This is a genomic window from Clostridium beijerinckii, from assembly GCA_003129525.1.
GTDB lineage: Bacteria > Bacillota > Clostridia > Clostridiales > Clostridiaceae > Clostridium > Clostridium beijerinckii_D.
The window spans coordinates 1,783,830-1,802,597 of record CP029329.1 but is presented as its reverse complement, the minus strand read 5'-3'; the positions used below and the strand labels follow the sequence as shown (position 1 = coordinate 1,802,597).

Annotated in this window: 22 protein-coding genes, 2 pseudogenes and 1 riboswitch; of the genes and pseudogenes, 2 read left to right on the top strand and 22 right to left on the bottom strand. The window is 29.9% G+C overall.

Translation table 11 applies throughout. The annotated features are described in order from the left end of the window. Positions 1-87: 87 nt before the first annotated feature. From fliI to DIC82_07855, 8 genes are all read right to left on the bottom strand, one after another. On the bottom strand, positions 88-1,404 hold the full coding sequence (gene fliI, locus DIC82_07890) for a flagellar protein export ATPase FliI (GenBank protein AWK50944.1): 1,317 nt from the start codon (positions 1,402-1,404) through the stop codon (positions 88-90). A gap of 14 nt (positions 1,405-1,418) precedes the next feature. Further along, the gene (locus DIC82_07885) at positions 1,419-2,210 is read right to left on the bottom strand and encodes a flagellar biosynthesis protein (GenBank protein AWK50943.1); all 792 of its coding nucleotides are present in this window, start codon (positions 2,208-2,210) and stop codon (positions 1,419-1,421) included. Further along, a complete protein-coding gene (locus DIC82_07880) occupies positions 2,194-3,210 on the bottom strand; it encodes a flagellar motor switch protein FliG (protein ID AWK50942.1) in 1,017 nt (338 codons plus the stop codon). The genes DIC82_07885 and DIC82_07880 overlap by 17 nt, the downstream gene beginning before the upstream one ends. A 9-nt stretch (positions 3,211-3,219) precedes the next feature. After that, a complete protein-coding gene (locus DIC82_07875; GenBank protein AWK50941.1) occupies positions 3,220-4,797 on the bottom strand; it encodes a flagellar basal body M-ring protein FliF in 1,578 nt (525 codons plus the stop codon). Between the two features lie 21 nt (positions 4,798-4,818). After that, positions 4,819-5,136: a flagellar hook-basal body complex protein FliE gene (locus tag DIC82_07870; protein AWK50940.1), complete on the bottom strand. Its 318-nt coding sequence runs from the start codon at positions 5,134-5,136 to the stop codon at positions 4,819-4,821. 13 nt (positions 5,137-5,149) lie between these two features. Continuing rightward, positions 5,150-5,557, bottom strand: a complete 408-nt coding sequence (locus DIC82_07865) for a flagellar basal body rod protein FlgC (GenBank protein AWK50939.1) — start codon at positions 5,555-5,557, stop codon at positions 5,150-5,152. A gap of 12 nt (positions 5,558-5,569) precedes the next feature. Beyond that, positions 5,570-5,971: a flagellar basal body rod protein FlgB gene (gene flgB, locus DIC82_07860; protein AWK50938.1), complete on the bottom strand. Its 402-nt coding sequence runs from the start codon at positions 5,969-5,971 to the stop codon at positions 5,570-5,572. A 464-nt stretch (positions 5,972-6,435) separates the two neighbouring features. Continuing rightward, a riboswitch (cyclic di-GMP riboswitch) is annotated at positions 6,436-6,523 on the bottom strand. A gap of 399 nt (positions 6,524-6,922) precedes the next feature. After that, positions 6,923-7,759, bottom strand: coding sequence for a flagellin (locus DIC82_07855; protein ID AWK50937.1), 837 nt, complete (start codon positions 7,757-7,759; stop codon positions 6,923-6,925). A gap of 499 nt (positions 7,760-8,258) precedes the next feature. On the opposite strand from DIC82_07855, the gene DIC82_07850 reads away from it, so the two are divergent. After that, complete coding sequence (locus DIC82_07850; GenBank protein ID AWK50936.1) at positions 8,259-8,594, top strand: hypothetical protein; 336 nt, start codon at positions 8,259-8,261, stop codon at positions 8,592-8,594. A 65-nt stretch (positions 8,595-8,659) separates the two neighbouring features. After that, a complete protein-coding gene (locus DIC82_07845; protein AWK50935.1) occupies positions 8,660-8,914 on the top strand; it encodes a hypothetical protein in 255 nt (84 codons plus the stop codon). 20 nt (positions 8,915-8,934) lie between these two features. Here the strand turns inward: DIC82_07845 and DIC82_07840 are convergent. From DIC82_07840 to DIC82_07775, 14 genes and pseudogenes are all read right to left on the bottom strand, one after another. Continuing rightward, positions 8,935-9,150 (bottom strand): annotated as a pseudogene (locus tag DIC82_07840) (hypothetical protein). A gap of 5 nt (positions 9,151-9,155) precedes the next feature. After that, positions 9,156-9,333: pseudogene (locus DIC82_07835) on the bottom strand (putative motility protein). Positions 9,334-9,826: 493 nt separating this feature from the next. After that, positions 9,827-10,078 (bottom strand): hypothetical protein, encoded by a 252-nt coding sequence (locus tag DIC82_07830; GenBank protein ID AWK53047.1) that lies wholly within the window; start codon positions 10,076-10,078, stop codon positions 9,827-9,829. Between the two features lie 5 nt (positions 10,079-10,083). After that, positions 10,084-10,263 carry a putative motility protein gene (locus DIC82_07825; protein AWK50934.1) on the bottom strand — a complete coding sequence of 60 codons (180 nt, stop codon included), beginning with the start codon at positions 10,261-10,263 and terminating at the stop codon, positions 10,084-10,086. Positions 10,264-10,314: 51 nt separating this feature from the next. After that, positions 10,315-10,629, bottom strand: coding sequence for a hypothetical protein (locus DIC82_07820; GenBank protein AWK50933.1), 315 nt, complete (start codon positions 10,627-10,629; stop codon positions 10,315-10,317). Positions 10,630-11,085: 456 nt separating this feature from the next. Further along, positions 11,086-12,666, bottom strand: coding sequence for a flagellin (locus tag DIC82_07815; GenBank protein ID AWK50932.1), 1,581 nt, complete (start codon positions 12,664-12,666; stop codon positions 11,086-11,088). A gap of 464 nt (positions 12,667-13,130) precedes the next feature. After that, a complete protein-coding gene (locus DIC82_07810; GenBank protein ID AWK50931.1) occupies positions 13,131-13,460 on the bottom strand; it encodes a hypothetical protein in 330 nt (109 codons plus the stop codon). Positions 13,461-13,493: 33 nt separating this feature from the next. Further along, positions 13,494-14,963 (bottom strand): flagellar hook-associated protein, encoded by a 1,470-nt coding sequence (locus DIC82_07805; protein AWK50930.1) that lies wholly within the window; start codon positions 14,961-14,963, stop codon positions 13,494-13,496. 21 nt (positions 14,964-14,984) lie between these two features. Further along, a complete protein-coding gene (gene fliS / locus DIC82_07800; GenBank protein ID AWK50929.1) occupies positions 14,985-15,359 on the bottom strand; it encodes a flagellar export chaperone FliS in 375 nt (124 codons plus the stop codon). 12 nt (positions 15,360-15,371) lie between these two features. After that, entirely contained in the window at positions 15,372-15,656 is a 285-nt protein-coding gene (locus DIC82_07795; GenBank protein ID AWK50928.1) for a hypothetical protein, read from the bottom strand. Between the two features lie 32 nt (positions 15,657-15,688). Next, on the bottom strand, positions 15,689-16,075 hold the full coding sequence (locus DIC82_07790; protein ID AWK50927.1) for a flagellar biosynthesis protein FlaG: 387 nt from the start codon (positions 16,073-16,075) through the stop codon (positions 15,689-15,691). Between the two features lie 43 nt (positions 16,076-16,118). Next, positions 16,119-16,337 (bottom strand): carbon storage regulator, encoded by a 219-nt coding sequence (gene csrA / locus DIC82_07785; protein ID AWK50926.1) that lies wholly within the window; start codon positions 16,335-16,337, stop codon positions 16,119-16,121. A gap of 306 nt (positions 16,338-16,643) precedes the next feature. Then, the gene (locus DIC82_07780) at positions 16,644-17,774 is read right to left on the bottom strand and encodes a transposase (GenBank protein AWK50925.1); all 1,131 of its coding nucleotides are present in this window, start codon (positions 17,772-17,774) and stop codon (positions 16,644-16,646) included. Positions 17,775-18,370: 596 nt separating this feature from the next. After that, the gene (locus DIC82_07775) at positions 18,371-18,757 is read right to left on the bottom strand and encodes a flagellar assembly protein FliW (GenBank protein AWK50924.1); all 387 of its coding nucleotides are present in this window, start codon (positions 18,755-18,757) and stop codon (positions 18,371-18,373) included. Positions 18,758-18,768: the final 11 nt, after the last annotated feature.

Here is an 18,768-nt window from a genome sequence, read left to right as displayed (position 1 = left end):
ACCAAATCTTTTTTCTAAGGAATACAAATCCTAAACAGATTTGCATAAGTTCGAGGAACCAAATCATAGATTTGGACTCTCACTTATCTACTTAAACATAGATATTAAAGTCTCTTCCGCTACTTCAAAACTTGATTTTTCATCAATTCCTTGACGCAAAAAGCCATTTAATGAATCATTATAATTGATTGCCATATCAATTTTTTTGTTACTTCCTTTAACATAAGCACCTAAATTGATTAGATCTTCTGAATCCTTATAAGTTGCTAAAAGATCTCTTGCCATAGACGCTGCTTCTTTATGATCTTTAGGTGCTATTTGACTCATAAGTCTACTAACACTATTTAATATATCAATAGCAGGGTAATGATTTTTATGTGCTAAATCTCTTGATAGAACTATATGTCCATCTAATATACCTCTAACCGCATCAGCTATAGGTTCATTAAAGTCATCACCATCAACAAGTACAGTATAAAAGGCTGTTATTGATCCATTTTCAGATGTACCTGATCTTTCCATTAACTTAGGAAGCTTTGCAAATACTGAAGGTGTATATCCTTTAGTTGCTGGAGGTTCACCTATAGCAAGTCCAACTTCTCTTTGAGCCATAGCAAATCTAGTAACGGAATCCATCATCAAAATCACCTTTTTGCCTTTGTCTCTAAAGTATTCTGCTATTGCAGTAGCTGTTAGTGCTCCTTTAATTCTTATTAAAGCCGGTTTATCTGAGGTAGCACAAACTACAACAGATTTCTTCATACCTTCCGGACCTAAATCATTTTCTATAAATTCCAGAACTTCTCTTCCTCTTTCACCAACTAGTGCAATAACATTAACATCTGCCTTAGCTTCTCTTGCTATCATTCCGAGGGTTGTGCTTTTACCAACACCACTACCTGCAAAAATACCAATTCTTTGTCCATCTCCACAAGTTAAAAATCCATCTATTGCTCTAACTCCAGTTGGCATTATATCCCTTATCCTCTTTCTCTTTAAAGGATCTGGAGCCTCATTTTCCAATGGATAATCTTCACCTTCAATTGACATGTTATCACAATCTAGAGGATTGCCGAGTCCATCAATTATATGGCCAAGTAACTTATCTGAACACTTAACACTTAATGGTTTATGTTGTGGTACAACTTTACATCCTGGTGAAATTCCAATAAGTTCATCAAGAGGCATAAGAATTATAAATTCATCTCTAAATCCTACAACTTCACAATTTACAGGAGTATTTTTCTCATTATATATTATACAAAGTTCGCCAACAAATGCCTTAATTCCTTGTACCTCAATGGTAAGGCCTATTACTTTCTTAACAACACCTTCACTATATATTGTTGAGATATTATTGACTTTTTTAATTAACTTATGAAAATCTAAGTCTAACTCTAACATATATAACTACTCCTTTATCCAAGTATTGCTTTTCTTATTTGTTCCATACCAGTATCTACACCAACCTTAACTATTCCACTAGGTTTTTCTAAGACTGCATTTCCTGGCTCCATAGTGTCATCTACAAGTACAAAAATTTCGTTTTTCACTCCGTATGATATCTTCCATCTTTCAACTTGAGATTTTAATTCTTCAACATGAATTGAATTTGCTTTTAAAATAATATTATCTTCGCCCTTTGAAATCTTAAAAGCCTCTTCAATAATTGAATTCATTGAGTCTTCGTTACCTAATGATTTTTGTGTTATACTTTCAGCTATCTCTAATGCTAAATTCACAACATCTACTTTTTTAGCTTCCAAATATTTGGAGTAATTTTCATGTGCGGACTTCAAAAGCAATTCTGCTTTACTAACAATATCTGCTGCCTCTGCTCTTGCAGTATCAATGGTCTCATCATATGCCTTTTTATATCCATCATCATAGCCATTTTGAAGTCCTTGTTCATATCCTTTTTTATAAGCCTTTTTTTCTGAAATATTGGCATCTATTTGTGCTTTTAATGTAATAACTTGTCTCTCATTTTTTGCATCTTGTATTATTCTTTGTCCAATATCTTCATAACGTCTTAGAATTTCTTCCGGATCAATTTCAGGTGCTTTTACTATAACTTCTTCTTCAATTTCTTCTTTTTCTTCTTCAATTTCTTCAAATACCTTTTTTTTAATAACATATTCTGTTGAAATAACTTTGTTTTCCCCTTGTTTTGCAAAGCCATTCTTTATTAAACTATACGATGATTGCATCTTCTCCACCTCTTGCAATGATGATTTCATTAGCATCATCTAGCCTTCTAATAACAGAAACAATCTTTTGTTGTGATTTTTCAACATCCATAAGTCTTACTGGTCCTAAGAATTCCATATCTTCCTTTAATGAAGCAGCAGCTCTCTTTGATTGATTTTTGTAAATGCTGTTTGCAACTTCATCAGAACATCCTTTAAGTGCAAGTGCAAGATCGTTAACTTCAACTTCTCTAAGAATTCTTTGAATAGATACATCATCAAGAGAAACAATATCTTCAAATACGAACATTGAACTTTTAACTTTATCAGCAAGTTCTGCATCTTCTCTTTCCAAACCTTCAGTAATATTCTTTTCAGTTGTTCTATCAACTGCATTTAATATGTTAACTAAAGTTTCTACTCCACCTAAACTTGTCATCTCAGTTCTTACTACAGAAGATAACTTACTTTCCAGTACAGATTCTATTTCTTTAATTACCATAGGAGACGTATTATTCATGGTTGCTATTCTATAAGCGACTTCACTTTGCGTTTCTTCAGGTAATTCCGCCATAACTTGTGCAGCTTTATCTGCTTGAAGATAACATAAAATCAGGGCGATAGTTTGTGGCTGTTCTGATATAATTACATTTAACAATTGATGAGAATCTGCTTTTCTCGCAATTGAAAAAGGTCTGTATTGAGCAGTAGCTTCTGATACCTTTTCCAATATTTCGCTAGCCCTTTGTGAGCCTAATGCTTTTGACAATAATGTCTTAGCATAATCCATACCACCTTCAATTATATATTCCCTAGCTTTATTTATTTGTAAAAATTCATTTAATATCGCTTCCCTTTGTTCTGGAGTAACAGAAGTAATATTAGCGATTTCATAAGTTATTTTTTGAATATCAGCTTCCGGTAACTTTTTCAATATTCCAGATGATGCCTCTGGTCCAAGGGTTATAAATAATATCGCTGCCTTATGAACTCCTGATAATTCAATTGGTTCTTTTGCCATAGCTATCACCTACCTTTCATTTTCAGTCAACCATGACCTAATTATTTCTACAACTTGTTCTGGCTTTTCTATCGCATATTTCTTAATCTCATCTTCTAAATGAGTCTTTTGTGATCTAGATTCGAATTCTATTGGCTCAAATGGTTCTGGTTCTTTAGGTATTATACTATCATCTATTAATGTATCTAATAATTGATCATTTTCTACCTTCTTCTTCTTTCTTCTCTTTGCAATTAAGAAAATAATTACACCTAAAAGTAATACTCCTAAAATCCCTGCAATAATCATCATTATATTTTTAGTATTTGATGTTGCTGTTGCTTCTTGTGCATTCATTGCATCTATCTCCGCCTTAGCTTGATCTTGAAGAGTTGTATCAAACGCCATTCCAAGTACTGAAACCTGATCTCCTCTAAGTGTATCCATTCCAATTGCGTTCCCTACAGCATTTTCAATTGTCTGCTGTGTTTCAGCATCTAAAGTTCCGTCAACTACAACTGATGCTGTAAGTCTCTTAACTTCTCCTGGTGCACTTATAACTTTTGATTCATTTTTACCAACTTCATAGTTAGTCTTTTGATCTTCTTTACTTGAAGTTGATTTGTCACCATTAGTAGTAGTTATTGTATTACTCATATTATTATCCACAGGACTTTGAGCTGTATCAGCTCCAGTTCCTGAAGTATTTGCTTCTTTAGAATTTTCTTGACTTATAATAACTTTATTAGGATCAACTACTGTTTGTGTCTTTTGCTTTGAGTCAAAATCTAAATTAACATTAACTGTAGCTTTAACTTTATCTTTACCAACAATTGGTTCTAACAAACTAACAATTGCTTTTTGAAGTTTGTCTTCATAAGCTTTTTCTGCATTTTGTTGTTTTAATAGAGCTTCAGAACTCACTGTGGCAGTTTGATCTGCATTAATATCCTTAGTAAGTAAATTCATATTATCATCTATAACATCAATATTCTCTCTTGGAATATTTTCAGTGCTTCCTGATACTAAGGCAACTATTGATTTAACTTGATCTTCATCAATAGTTGCCCCCTTTTTTATTTTTAAATAAACAGCTGCTTTCCCAGGTGCTGTATCTTTTGCAAAAACGGAAGTCGTAGCTTCAGTAATATGTACTCTTGCACTTTCCACTTGTGGAAAACTTTTTATAGTCTTTTCTAACTCACCTTGTTGCATTCTAACTTTTTTGATTTTAAACTCTTCATCTGTCATACCAAAAGAACTTCCACTATCCATAAGTTCATAGCCTTTACTTCCAGCTGTTAGAGTTGGAGCTAATTCTAATCGAAGTTTATCTACTTGATCTGTTGGAACCAAAATAGTGTTAGTAGTACTATCTATTTTTGTATCAACTTTACTATCAGTTAAAGTATTTATTACGGTTTGCGCATCTGCTGCATCAAGGTTAGAAAACAAAACTTGGTATTTGTTAGAAGACGAATAAAAAATTGCACTTATTATCGCAATAAGAACTGCTATAATTGCTATTATTACTGCAATTTTTATTTTCTTACTTTTGGATTTAAACTTGTCCAAAAGTTCTTTAACTTTTTCTAAAAGTTTTTTCATTATTTAGCTCTCCTCACCGTACTACAATTGCAACCTTGATAATTGATTATACCCTTCAAGTAATTTATCTCTAGTTTGAGTTAAAAATTGTAAATTCAAGCTAGCTTCTTGGCCTTTAATCATAACTTCATCAATATTAACATCTTCACCTTTAATAAAACTAGTTGAAGTTGCATCAGATTTTACTATTTTATCATTAGCATCGTTCACATAATTCTTAAGAACATCTCCAAAACTAATATTATTGCTTTTTTCATCTGTAGTTTTATTTCCACTAATATTTTGAAACTTATTATTAAATAGAACTTCATTTTGTGCAAACTTATCTTCTATTCTCATTTTTCAATTCCTCCTACTTTCCAATTTCTAAAGCTTTTGAAAACATACTTTTCAAAGCATTAAAAGTATCAACATTTGCCTCATAAGACCTAGTTGCTACCATCATATCAGCCATTTCATTTAATACATTTACATTAGGCATAGTAACATATCCTGTTTCATCCGCATCTGGATTAGCAGGATCATATACTTTTCTTAAAGGTGAATTGTCTTTTTCAATTTTCACTGCCTTAACTCCAGCCATTTCCTTATTAGCATCAAGAGCTTCTTGAAATACAGCTATCTTTCTAACATATGGACCACTTCCATCAGCACTCCTTGTTGTACTAGCATTTGCCATATTCGAAGTTATAGTATCCATTCTTAATCTTTCTGCCGAAAGACCTGTTGCACTTATTTGCATAGAACTAAATGCATTCATTTACAATCCCCCTTATTTCATAACCATCTTTAAATCATTAAATTTACCATTTATCTTGGTTATTAACGCATTATATTTAAGTGTATTAGCAGCTTGGTTAACTTTTTCTATATCTAAGTCAACATTATTACCATCACTTCTCATGCTTGTACTATTGTCTTGTTCTATTGAAATGTTTTCATTTTCTGCATTTTTACTAGCAAAATGAGCAGAATTAGTTCTCTTTAATTCTAATCCTGATGAATTATTTTCTTTTTTTAAATTCTCTTCAAAAACCACATTAAATTTCTTGTAATCCTTAGTATTAATATTAGCCATATTATTAGCAATTGTTTTAGCTCTAACATTCGATGCTTTAATTCCTGCCTTAATTAAATCATAATTATCATTGGAACCAATAGATTGTATTGCCATAAATTCACATCCTTACGCTTTCCAATTTGTTTTCATAAATATTTAAAATTCCCCATATAAATGCATATTTTTTATTATTAAGTATAATTTGTAAAATAATATACTTTTCCCACTAATCTTTACTAAATCGAAACTTTATATTCCCATTAAAATTACTAATACTTTAATTATAGAATAATTAGAGTATTTTATCCATAATTTTTTAAAAAATCTTCTACAATTTATTTACTAATAACAACTATTTTTGTATTCTTTAACATATTATTCTATTTTTATTGATATAGCATTAAAAATTCTCATTTTAAGAATGTATATTTATGCCTTCATAAAGTTATACTCACTAGGCACAGCCTCTACAAATTCAATTTAATAATAATTTTCTGAAATGCAAAAAGGTGACTATGAAATCATAGACACCAAAATATAGCAACACAAATAAACGTAAAAATTTATTACAATTATATTTTGGCAACCTGACAATCATAGAAAAAAATTTTCCTTAGACTCATGGCTTTGCGGCCTTACTTTTCAATAAGTGTGCTAGTATCATTTATAATTTACTTTTCATTTAACATATTACCATTTATTCCTTTAATTTTCAACATAATAATGCAAATATAAATGATATTTGTATATTTTCTGAATAAATATTCCTTCCATTTAAATCTTCATATACTATTACAATTATTTTTAGCAACTTAAATAGTACTGACGTAGATTTATCTATAAGGTTCCTTAGTGAAATCTTAATTTTTAAATGCTTCTACTTTAATTTCATAAAAATAATAAAAACTATAGTAAATTTTAAAAATTCAAATTTACTATAGTTCTTATTATTCAAATTATCACATTAATAATTTACCATTCTTATTTCAAAAATATTAACAGACCAGTATGCATGTCAATTTTTTAATATATTTCACAATTTGAAGTGTTTGATAACGTTATTAACTATTTAACATTAGCTAAAATATTCAATGCATCTTTAGGGAAATTATTGCTTTGTGCCATTAATCCAATTGAAGAATTAACTAATAATTGACTTTTCGAATAATTCATCATTTCTTCTGCAATATCTGCATCCCCAATTCTACTTTGAGCCGTTTGAACTGAAATATCTTTATTACCTAAATAATCAGCAGTTCCTTCTAACCTTTTTTGTATTGAGCCATATTTACTTCTTACTTTGGTAACCATTTGAATTGCTTTATCAATAGCGTCAAGAGATGTATCTAAATTTTTCACATACAAATCTTCAATACCTATATTTTTTGCACTAACATCAAAAAACGGTATATCCATGCTTTCATCATCCATATTTCCTATAGCAGTTTTTATTATTTTTGTAGGGTCTCCATTCAAGCTGGATAAACTAGGCTCAGATAATTTAATTCCATTAAATTCTGTGTTATTTGCCAAATCATTTATATCTGACTTAATACTGTCAATTTCATTTTGAATAATTTTTTTATCATCAGCAGTTAATGAGCCAGAACCAGCACTAACTGTCAATTCCTTAATTCTAGATAAATTATTATTAATTTCTTGAAGTGCACCATCAAAAGTTTGAATCATAGAATTAGCATCTTGAATATTTTTACTTGCAGCATCATTAGTTAATACTTGTATTTTCAAAGTCTCACTTTTACCAATTTTATTAGGATTATCTTTAGCAGAACTCAACTTACTTCCAGTACTTATGTTATTTAATGCTTTAGCATTATCATCAATTCTACCTTTATACGTTTTATATATACTTAATGAATACATATTATGAGTAAGTCTCACTTTATAAAACCTCCTTGTTTCAATTATCTCTATACATTCTAATTTATTATCGTACAAAGAAAAAATATCTTAAGTTAAATTTAAACAGATATTTAATAGCACATATAATTATTTCTATAATGGTATATCTTTAGGTTCTTCTAATAATATACTTCTTGGTTTTTAATACAATCTTCAAGCATTGTATCTATTTCTTCTATTGAAAAACCCATGTTTATATCAAAATCTGAAGCTATATTCCAAGGACTGTTATACCAAATTCCTTTTCCATAGCAAAAATCATTTTCTTTTTTCCTCTACCATATATGTATTCTATCATCTTTAAGTTTATTTAAACATAAAGATAATCAGACACCCATACAACAAAACAAGCACCACTATATTGTAAGTTGCATAGTGAAGATTCTCAAATATCCCCTTAATAATGTTGTTTATTCCTACACTAAATTAAGCATACTAATAAATATAATTATTTAATCTGAAATACGAGGTTTAAGAAATAAATGAATATATAAATAAAATATATAACGCTACAGAAATAGAACAAAATATTATTGTAGGAAGCCTTTTAGGAGATGTAAGTCTTACAATATATGGCAAAAGTAAAAATACTTACTATAGAGAGCATGGCTGTGATGCACAAATACCATATAGATTATGGAAATGTCAAAAACTATCTGGATTGGACTTTAGTTTAAATACAAGTTTTAAATATGCAAAACTATCTTCGCATAGTAATATATTTTTTACTGAGCTATACAATAAATTTTACATTAATGGTGTTAAAACAAAGCTTAAATATAGAAAAGATGCAAAAGAACTATCCTTGAAATAAATAAGAAAGTTGATGTAATTAATTTTATAAATATTGTAAAACCTTATGTATCTGAGGTTGCCTGTATGATATACAAAATTGATTTACAAAGAAGATTTGAAGAAAAAAGATTTAGTCTTAAAGAACTTGGTTATATAAATATTAATTCTTGGACTGAAAGTATTGTTGATAATTCTTATAGTAAAGAAAATGAATTATTTATTTTAAAAGCAAAGGAAAATGGAATGTCAACTAAACAAATTGCCGAAACTCTTAATCGATCTTATTTGGGTGTGGTAGATAAATTACGTAGAATGAAAAAAGCAGAAAATTCAAGATAGAAACTCAAATTTTCTGCTCTTTCTTCATCTAATGCTCTAACCTGTTCTGCTAAATTACTTATTTCTGCATTTATAGACTCAACTTCATCCACACTAAGATTTCCCCATTTGTCTATTTCTTCCATAATTCTCATTTGCATTAGCTTTTCTTCAATGATATCTAACATTCTTATTCTATACCTTACTCATTGAAGTTCTCATTTTAATTTTTGCTTTAGTTTTTCTCTTTCACCCATCTATTCTATACACTTACATCTAAGTGATTTCCTAGATTACGATCTACTGCAAAATTCTTTATCACTTCTGTCATTTGTGTAGCATTTTCTTTACCAGTATTCATAGCCATCTTAATTACCGCTATGCCAGCAGGTTCTTATCCTTAATTGACTCATTATCATTAATAATGCTGCTATATCCATAGTTATCCCTCCAATATTTGTTTTTAGATTCAGTAATATGACCACTTAAAATATCAAAGTATTTTCTCCTTCGACATAAAGCACCAAATAGCAGGTTGCATATCAATGCTGGCTCCTTAATGTTACATTTATAAATTCATCAAATATTTTAAGACAGATTGACTCCATCTTAGGCTTCTTACAGTTCACTGCATTATTTAGATTATGCAGTGAATATTTTGCGGCTGATTTTCTGTTAGTCCTTATACTTCAATAGATATTTATATTGTAACCAATACCGAAACTATCTTCATGCTAATTTCTACAGTGCTAACAATATCACTATTTTAGGCTTACATAAGTGTTTTTTAACTACAATTTTTAGCTCGCTTTCATGACTACTTCAATTTTTGAGGGCTAGTACGGCGAAACTTGTGCTCTCTTTTCACTACGAAATAGAAATATGCAGCACAAGCAAATGAGCACCAGTAGCTATTATTCCTGCCACTGATGCTCATTCTAATATTTTTCCATCTTCTATTCTTCTGCTTTCTCCATCTAGCGCTTTAACCTGTGCTGCTAGATTATTTAGTCTAACGTTTATTACTTCTATTTCTCCTGCTGTGAAATTGCCTTGCTTAACTTGCTCTGCTAACTGTCTCATTTGTAGTAATTTATTCTCCATAATATCCAACATCTTTTGTCTGTACTTTATCCACTTAATCTCCTGTTCTAATTCTTGCTTTAGTTCTTCTCTTTCATCCATCTGCATTAGGCACTAACATCTATGTGATTCCCTAAATTAGGGTCTACTACAACATTCTTCATCATTTCTGTCATCTGTATACCAGTTTCCTTATTTGTATCCATAGCCATCTTCGCCATTGCTATACCAGCCCCTGTTTGTGCCTTCGATTCACTCATTATCATTGATAGCATTGCTATATCCATTTTATGACCTCCCTTTTAATATTTTCACACGCTCTAAAGTCATACTTACTTTTATATACTAATGTATGCTTTATAAGCTTTCAGCGCTTCATCTTCATCCATTTTCCCATCTGATAATTTACGATACAACATATATAGTTTAAAATGTAAATCTGGATTTGAATGCTTAGTTTCCTTCATTTTATTATATATTATATCTTCTAATGAAATATCTATTGACTTTAACTCGCCATTTAACAATTCCAGTATATCACTAACTAATGATTGAATTTCTTTATCTTGAACCATGACTTTAAGTCCTCTTAATTTTATCTCAATTTTCTCTAAGCTATCCTTATTAACTATTATTTTATCATTTATAGACATATATATCCGCCCTTAATCTATTTTTTATACTACATATTTAACAAAAGAGCCAGAGCTTTCACCCTGACTCCTTAATATTATTTTTATAAGTTTATCAATTATCTTAATAATTGAAGAACTTGTTGAGGTTGTTGGTTTGCTTGCGTTTCATCAATGACCTTTCAATCATTGCCAGACTATATCTTCACCCTAGTTATTAGGGGTTGGGCACTTCGGGAAACCTCATCCCTACGAGTTTCATCACCATGGCTATTGCTTTAGGCGGTATACTCTAGTCGTTGAACCGTCTCCAACTTTTCAGTACAGGAGCTTGGCTGCTGATTATCCAATCCGTTTGCTTTTCAATCTCTCACGTTTGTCTTTTCAAACTCCGCTGTAGAGAAACGGCTTAAGGAAGTTCCAGCAATTCACCCAATGTGTGCTTAAAGATTACTCTTTAAGAGACCCTCAAATACTCTATCTTAGAAGTTGTAACACTTGTTGAGGTTGAGTATTTGCTTGAGCCAACATTGCTTGAGCAGCTTGAGCAAGAATATTGTTCTTTGAGAATGTTGACATTTCTTTTGCCATATCAACGTCTCTGATTCTTGATTCAGCTGATGTTAAGTTTTCACTTGAAGTTCCTAAGTTAGCTATTGTGTGTTCTAATCTGTTTTGGTAAGCACCTAGTTTACTTCTTTCAGCAGATACTGTTTCAATAGCTGTTTGAATTGTTGTAATTGATGAACTTGCAGCTGTTTGAGTTGATACGTCAATTCCAGCTTCAGTTACTGCATCTGCAGTCTTTTCATTATCTGCAAATGTAGTAGCTGTAGCAGCTTTAGTTGTAGCAGCTACTGTTACTTTATCATTCGTACTATCAAGGTCCGCAAGAGTCTTAGTTGCATCCATTGTAATAGTTACGCCTTGATAATTTCCTGAAGTAACCTTGAAAGTTGTTGCAGTTGCATCTGTAATATCAACAGCTTGAGATGTTGTTCCATCACTAACTGTTACATTTGCTGAAGTTGGTACTGCAGCTAAACCTGTTGCAGTTTCTGTACCTGCAAAACCAAAGGCTGTAGTAAGTAATGCTTTATCTCCAGCAACACTAGTACCGAATCCTATGGATACATTAGATGAAGTTCCAGAAGTTGCAGAAACAATTTGAATCTTACCCCCAACAATTGATGCAGTACCACTTGTACCAATTGCAGTGTTAATAGCTCCTGTTAAATCTGTATCTGTTTTACCAGCACCTGCTGCTGCTTTTAATGCAGCATCACCTATATCGTATGCTGTACCGTCAATTGTTATGGATAGCTGTGCTGTACCTGATAAAGTTGAAACATCAGTAGTCGAAGCCGTTAATGAGCCTGCTGTTGCTGTTGCTGCTGTTGCTGTTCCAGCACCAGCTGCATTATATTGGAATGTTAATTCAGCAGCATTAACTATTTTAGCTCCTACAGTGCTTTCAAATGTTGCAGTGTTTACATCACCTGCAGTAGTACCAGTAGCTGTAGTCACATCTCTTGACACTCCTAAAGACTTAGCATCCATTGCATTGATAGATAAAGTAATATCTTGGTTAGCATTTGCTCCAACATGGAATTTTGCTGAATTTATTCCATCAGTCTTTATTCCACCATTTATAAGCTTTTGAGTATTGAACTCAGTATTATTAGATATTCTTGTTACTTCCTTAGCTAATTCATCCATTTCCTTTTGAATTTCGCTACGGTCAACAGCTACGTTAGTGTCATTTGATGATTGGACTGCAAGTTCTCTCATTCTTTGAAGTATGCTGTGAGTTTCGCTTAATGCACCTTCAGCTGTTTGAATCATTGATATACCATCTTGAGCATTAGCTGAAGCTTGGTCTAAACCTCTGATTTGACCTCTCATTTTTTCTGATATAGCAAGACCTGCTGCATCGTCTCCAGCCTTGTTTATTCTTAAACCTGAAGAAAGTTTTTGCATTGAACTACTTGCAGATGCTGAGTTAGCATTCATTCTGCTAATTGCATTAGCCCCTGGTAAATTGTGATTAATTATCATAATATATTCCTCCTTGATTTTTAAAGTGGACATCCTTGTTCCACTGTATTTATAGTTAAACTCTGTGAGTTTACTAACTTGTTTGTTGAAATGTTGCTTTTCAACTTGTCCTTGTTGAAGTTATGTTGCTTTCTTGTTAAATTTCATCATCCAATGATATCAAGGCTTTTATTGCCTTTTCAACACCATGTTGACTTTCAACAGTTAGGCAACCTTCTGCCGTCAATTTTTCTAGTATTGATTCTTAAACTAAAGTTTTAAATGTATTAAAACTTTACCAACTCTTAAGAGTTAATAGCTTATAAGCTTTATATTTATATATTCGATTTAATTAATTATTACTTTAGTATTTATTTTAATTTTTTAAGTTTTATTTATTATATTAATAAGTAATAAATATTTAAATCTTATACTTATACTTTCGTTGATAAATTCTAATACTTTATAGTATTTTCAGTTTAATTTTAAATAGTTTTATTAAATACCCTAGCTGTATTTTCTGCAGTATTATAATTTTTATTAACTTGTCTAGCTTTTTTTATATTTTCCATTTGCTTCTTAATTTTAACTTTTTCCTTTTTATATGAAAGTTGTAGCTCCGCCTCTAGTTTAACTAAATTTAATGAATTTCCAATGTTCTTAATTTCTTCTTTATCAAAATTAAGACTGTTAATTGACTTAATAATAGCTTCTCTTTCTTCAAGTAAAGAACTTATTTGCCCATCTTTTTGAATCTCATCCATTAAGTCTAAAGTTAAAGCTCTATATTCTTCTAAATATTCACGTAAGTTCATAAATTATAACCTCTTTATTAAATTAGATTTTTTCTAATTTGTTCCAAGCATACTAGTTAATGATGCTTGTTGAGAATTTAATGTTTGCATAGCTGTTTCTAAAGCTGAGTATTTATTGTATAATGCAGTTTCTTTGTTAGTAAATGCAGTATTTAACTCTGATATTAATGATTTTTTCTTATATATACTAGCAGTTAATGTATTGTTATATTGAGTACTTGTCCCATCTAACCCAACTTTTTTGGCTAATACTGAAGAACTTGATTTAAATTCACTTTTTAAAGTTGCTGCAAGTTGAGTAAGTACTCCACCTTTATCTGTTGTACTTGCAGATCTTGTAAATAAATCTTTTACATTTCCCGCATTCTCTTCTAATGCTTTTGTTAATTTATCCTCATCTATAGTAAATGTTCCATTTTTATCTGTATAGTCTTTAACAGGATTTATTCCTATATTCTCCAAGTATAAACCTGATCCTGACATAACAGATGACATAGCACTTTTCATAGCACTAGTTATTCTTTCAAGGTTACTATCTTTTCTAAGTAATCCTGTTTTTGCTTTTGTTTCCCAAGCAGTAATTTGGTCTTCTGTCATTGCTTCCTTTTGAGCATCTGTTAAAGGCATATAATCTTTATCTCTAGTTTCATAGATTTTTGTATTTATACTTTTTAATAATGTGTTATAATCCTCAACAAATTTTACAATCTTGTCTTTTAAATCAGTAACATTAGTTGTTCCTGTTAATGAAACATCTGTACCTAGCGCTTTAAAGCTAAACTGTACATTATCAAGCATTAATACATTAGATGCTTGATTAAACTCATATTTTTCGTTACCATTACCTTTAGTTATTACTCCTTTAGCATTTGTTCCTTTATATTCTGTATATGTCGGACTACTACCTATTCCAGCTTCAAAACTTACGCTTTCACCCATTGTTCCTGATTCTAAAACTATCCCCTTAGAAAATTGACTGTATTTAGCCGAAACATCAATTCCCTCTTTATTTAATTGTATGTTAAGATTATTGGCTGTTGTAGCCATATCTGCTTCAAAATCCCCAGTATTGGCAATTTTAACTGAAACTGATTTACTGCCAACTTTAACATACATATTTTGATTAGTAATATTTAAACTACTTTTATCAAATGTATGTGTTGCTTTACTTGCTATTTTAGTCGTTGTAACTTTATAATCACTAACATTAGCTCCAGCAAATCCTTTTGCAGTTACTTTTGCCTCGTCTCCAGATTTAAAGCTTACTGATTCATAGGTGTTTGTCGACATTAAATTTCCAGTTTTTAAAACATCAAAATATTTATTATAAAAGCCAGTTGCATCACTCATAATTTGCTTATATTGTTCTTGTTGATATTCTAAAACTTTCTTATTCTGATTTTCTTTATCAATTTTATTTTGGTAAGTTGTCAGTGATGCTTTAACTAAAGCATCTACATCTAAGCCCGAATTGGTTCCTGTTATTCTTTGTATTGTTGACATTTTTATCACTCCTTTCAGCTTTTATTTCTTTGATCTCTTATAAGCTTCTTTCCAAGTTTCATTTATATCTTCAATAAGAGGAATGATTTCATCCATAATCTCTATACTCTTACTCATATTAGCCTCAATTAACTTTTCTTTAATAAAAGCATATACCCTAAATAATTGTTCTGCCCATTCACCTTGTTTTGAGTCTAAGCTTACCATAAGTTCTGAAAATATATCTTGTGTTCTTATTAACGAATCATGCGCTTTTTTTACATCATTATCTAATATTGCTTGTCTACCTATTTTACTAAACTTAACTGCACCTTCAACTAGCATCAGTAACAATTGTTCCTTTGATGCATAATTTACAGAATTATTTTTATAAACATTATATCCATTAGAATTCATTTGTAAATCCTCCTACTTTTTCTTGTCCAAAATCCTACCTTTTGAATTTTCATAATTTATTTCTTCTAATCTTTCTACTTTTATACTTATATTTTTTCCATTGTCTCTTATTCCATCTATTGTAATATATCTTTTTTCATTTTCTTCTTCATTAAAGCGTTTTATTTCTTCATGTTTTTCATCTTTTATATCTTTCTTTATATTTATACTTTTTCCTGAATGAACTTTATCATCTTTTATTTCTTCATGCATCTTTTTTCTAATATCAGTATCAATCTTATTTAATTTAAATTCCAACTATAGTTGCCTCCTTTGGATTTTACACTAAATTAAGCTTTTTCATCTAATAAACCTACTTGCCTCAACATACTAGCTACCATATCTAAAATCTTTTTCGGTGGAATTTCTAATATAACTTCCTTAGTATTTTCATCTATTACTTTTACCATCATTGTTTTCATTTCTTCATTATAAGTATATTCTGCATGAGTTTTATCATCTTTTAAAAAGTTATTTAATTTATTCAATGCATTATCTATATCTTTTTTGCTATATTCTTCATTTTTACATTGATTTTCTGTTGATGATTGAGTTTCAACCTGTTGAACTTGTGGAATTGACACCTCACCACTATTATTTGTATGTTGGGATACAGCAGAATTTAAGTTATACGCATTTATATTAATTGCGTTTTGTCCTATATTATTAACATCCATGTTTATTCTACCTCCATGTTTTATTATACTTAAATCTTAATATCTATCTTTTCTTTATATTACCAAGCATACTAATATCAATTTTAGTTGCTTCTTTATTTTCTTGCTCTACTTCTTCATATAATTCTTTTCTTAATATTTGAACATCTCTTGGAGCTTTTATTCCTATTTTGACACTTCCATCATCTATTTTACTTATAATAATCTCTATATCATCCCCGATCATAAGAGATTCACCTTTTTTTCTAGTTATAATAAGCATTTTATACCTCCATTAAAGGACTTTTAACTTTATATTTAGAATTATCTAATACTATTTGTTCCGTTGCATAAAACTCATAAAAGTCTACATATATAAATTCTACTTTTGTTATTCATTGCTAAATAACATTCCCTATTCACAGAACCCCATTTCAATTACCTAAGTAATCTAATTTAGTTTGATATGGTTCTAAGTAAACCATCAAGTGATTAACTTAAAAGCAAAGCTTTACGTCTCTACTTTTCCAAGGGCTTAAATTCGGGTACAACGCACCCTACATGTTAACATAATTCTCGAAATTTTAATTTATGCTAACTTATATCTTCCGAGATTAATTGAAGCGTTCTTATCTCTATCAATTTCCAAGCCACATTCATAACAGATATAAATTCTATCTTTAAGCTTTAATTCTGTTTTCACATTACCACATGAACTACATATTTTCGATGATGGATAAAATCTATCAACTTGAATAAATTCAATTCCACTAAACCGACATTTATATTTCATTTGTCTAATGAATTCATAAAAACATTGCTGTGCTATTGCTTTAGATAAATGTCTATTTTTCATCATACCACTAACATTTAAATCTTCCATAACCACTCTATGTGGTTTTAATTTTATTACTTTGCTCGTAGATTGATGAATGTGATTATTTCTTATGTTTGATAGTTTTCTGTAAATAAGTTTAATATCTTTTTCTAATTTAATTATATTATTAGTCTTTATAAACTTATTTCCATTTTTATTCGCTTCATATTTTCTACTTACTTGTCTTTGTAATCTTTTAAGTCTTTTCTTTAACTTTCTAACTTTAACCGATTTATTAATGTTTTTAATAGGTTTATCTAAACAATTTAATATTGCTAAATCTTTAACTCCCAAGTCTATACCTATAGACAAATCTTTATTTAACTCAACTTGGTTTTCGTTGTGTTCAAATCCAAATGTTAGGTACCAGTACTTACCATCAAAATTGCATCTAGGATTGTTGTATTTAGATAAATCAGGAATATCATAATTGGTTTTATACTCAATTTTTCCTATCTTTTCTAAATTAACTTTTCCATCTTTAAATTTAATAGTATTATATCTAACATAAAATGATTTTTTTGATTTTCTCTTAATTTTAAATTTGGGATGTTTACCTATTTTCTTAAAGAAATTTTTAAATGATTGATCTAAGTCTACAAATGCTTGCGCTGTAACTTTAGCACTTACTTCATTTAACCATTTAAAATCTTCACCTTTTTTAATGGTATTATTAAATTCCTTTTTAATTACATATTTAGATGGTCTTAGCCCTTGCTTATATAACTCATTCCATCTGTTTAATCCCCAATTATAAGTAAATCTAGCTATACCACATGATTTAAACATTAATATTTCTTGTTCTTTAGAAGGTTTTAATCTTATTTTTACTGACTTTATCATTTTTTATCACCTCTTCTCTATGTCTTTATTATAACCAAATGATATCAACTTATTAAAATTTAGCTTTAATTGTACAATAAAAACATAATTTGCTTTTGAGGTGACACATACAAAAATTTTGTAAGTAGATCTCGTAATTTATAGTATATTTTATATATTTATAGCTTTTACAAATTCTATGCGTATTCACATAGGTTCGTTAATCCTATGCAGTTCTCAAAGCTCTGCAAACTTATGAACTTCTTATACTTTCATATAAGCGTAGACTATATCATCCACCTATTTCTAGGCAGTCCTCCACTTCCACCCACTTGAGTGTACTCCCATTACAGGATAGTCGTTGAAGTTTACTCTATTTCGAGTCTTACCTGCTGATTGTCGATTATTAATGCACTTAGGATTTAACCTTATGCTATACACATTCGTTTTTTCTACTTTCGTAACATTCACGCTTAGCCTTATTTCATACTTACGTTTTAGTCAATGTGCCTTTACGAGTTTCCAGCAATTCAAAGGATTTTGGATGGTTATATCAAACCAACACTCCATACTCTTTACGAATATGGGAGGCTGTCAACAATTTTCTAAGTTATAACTTATTTGTAACTGTTAGTTACCCCAAAATTATTAGAAGTATTTATAACCATAGGTCCTTGTAGGTTAGTAGTGATTTTTTTTACATCTGAATTCAATGTTACTGTAGTTAATATCATTACTTGCTCTGGAGAACCTATTTTTAAATTTTTAATGGTTTCTTCACTTAATTTAACTTCATATTCATCAAAAAATTCATATGGTGATGTTATTATTAAGGAAATTTCATCATTTTCTAAGGATTGTAGTAGTTTAAAAGGTTCATATTCTTGTAAATCTAAAAGAATAAATTTTTTTAATCCATTGAATCCTGGAATACCTTTATTAAAAGTGATTATATTATTTTCTTCATATTGCATTTCACCATGAACTTTAGAAATAAATTTCATCTTTATCATCT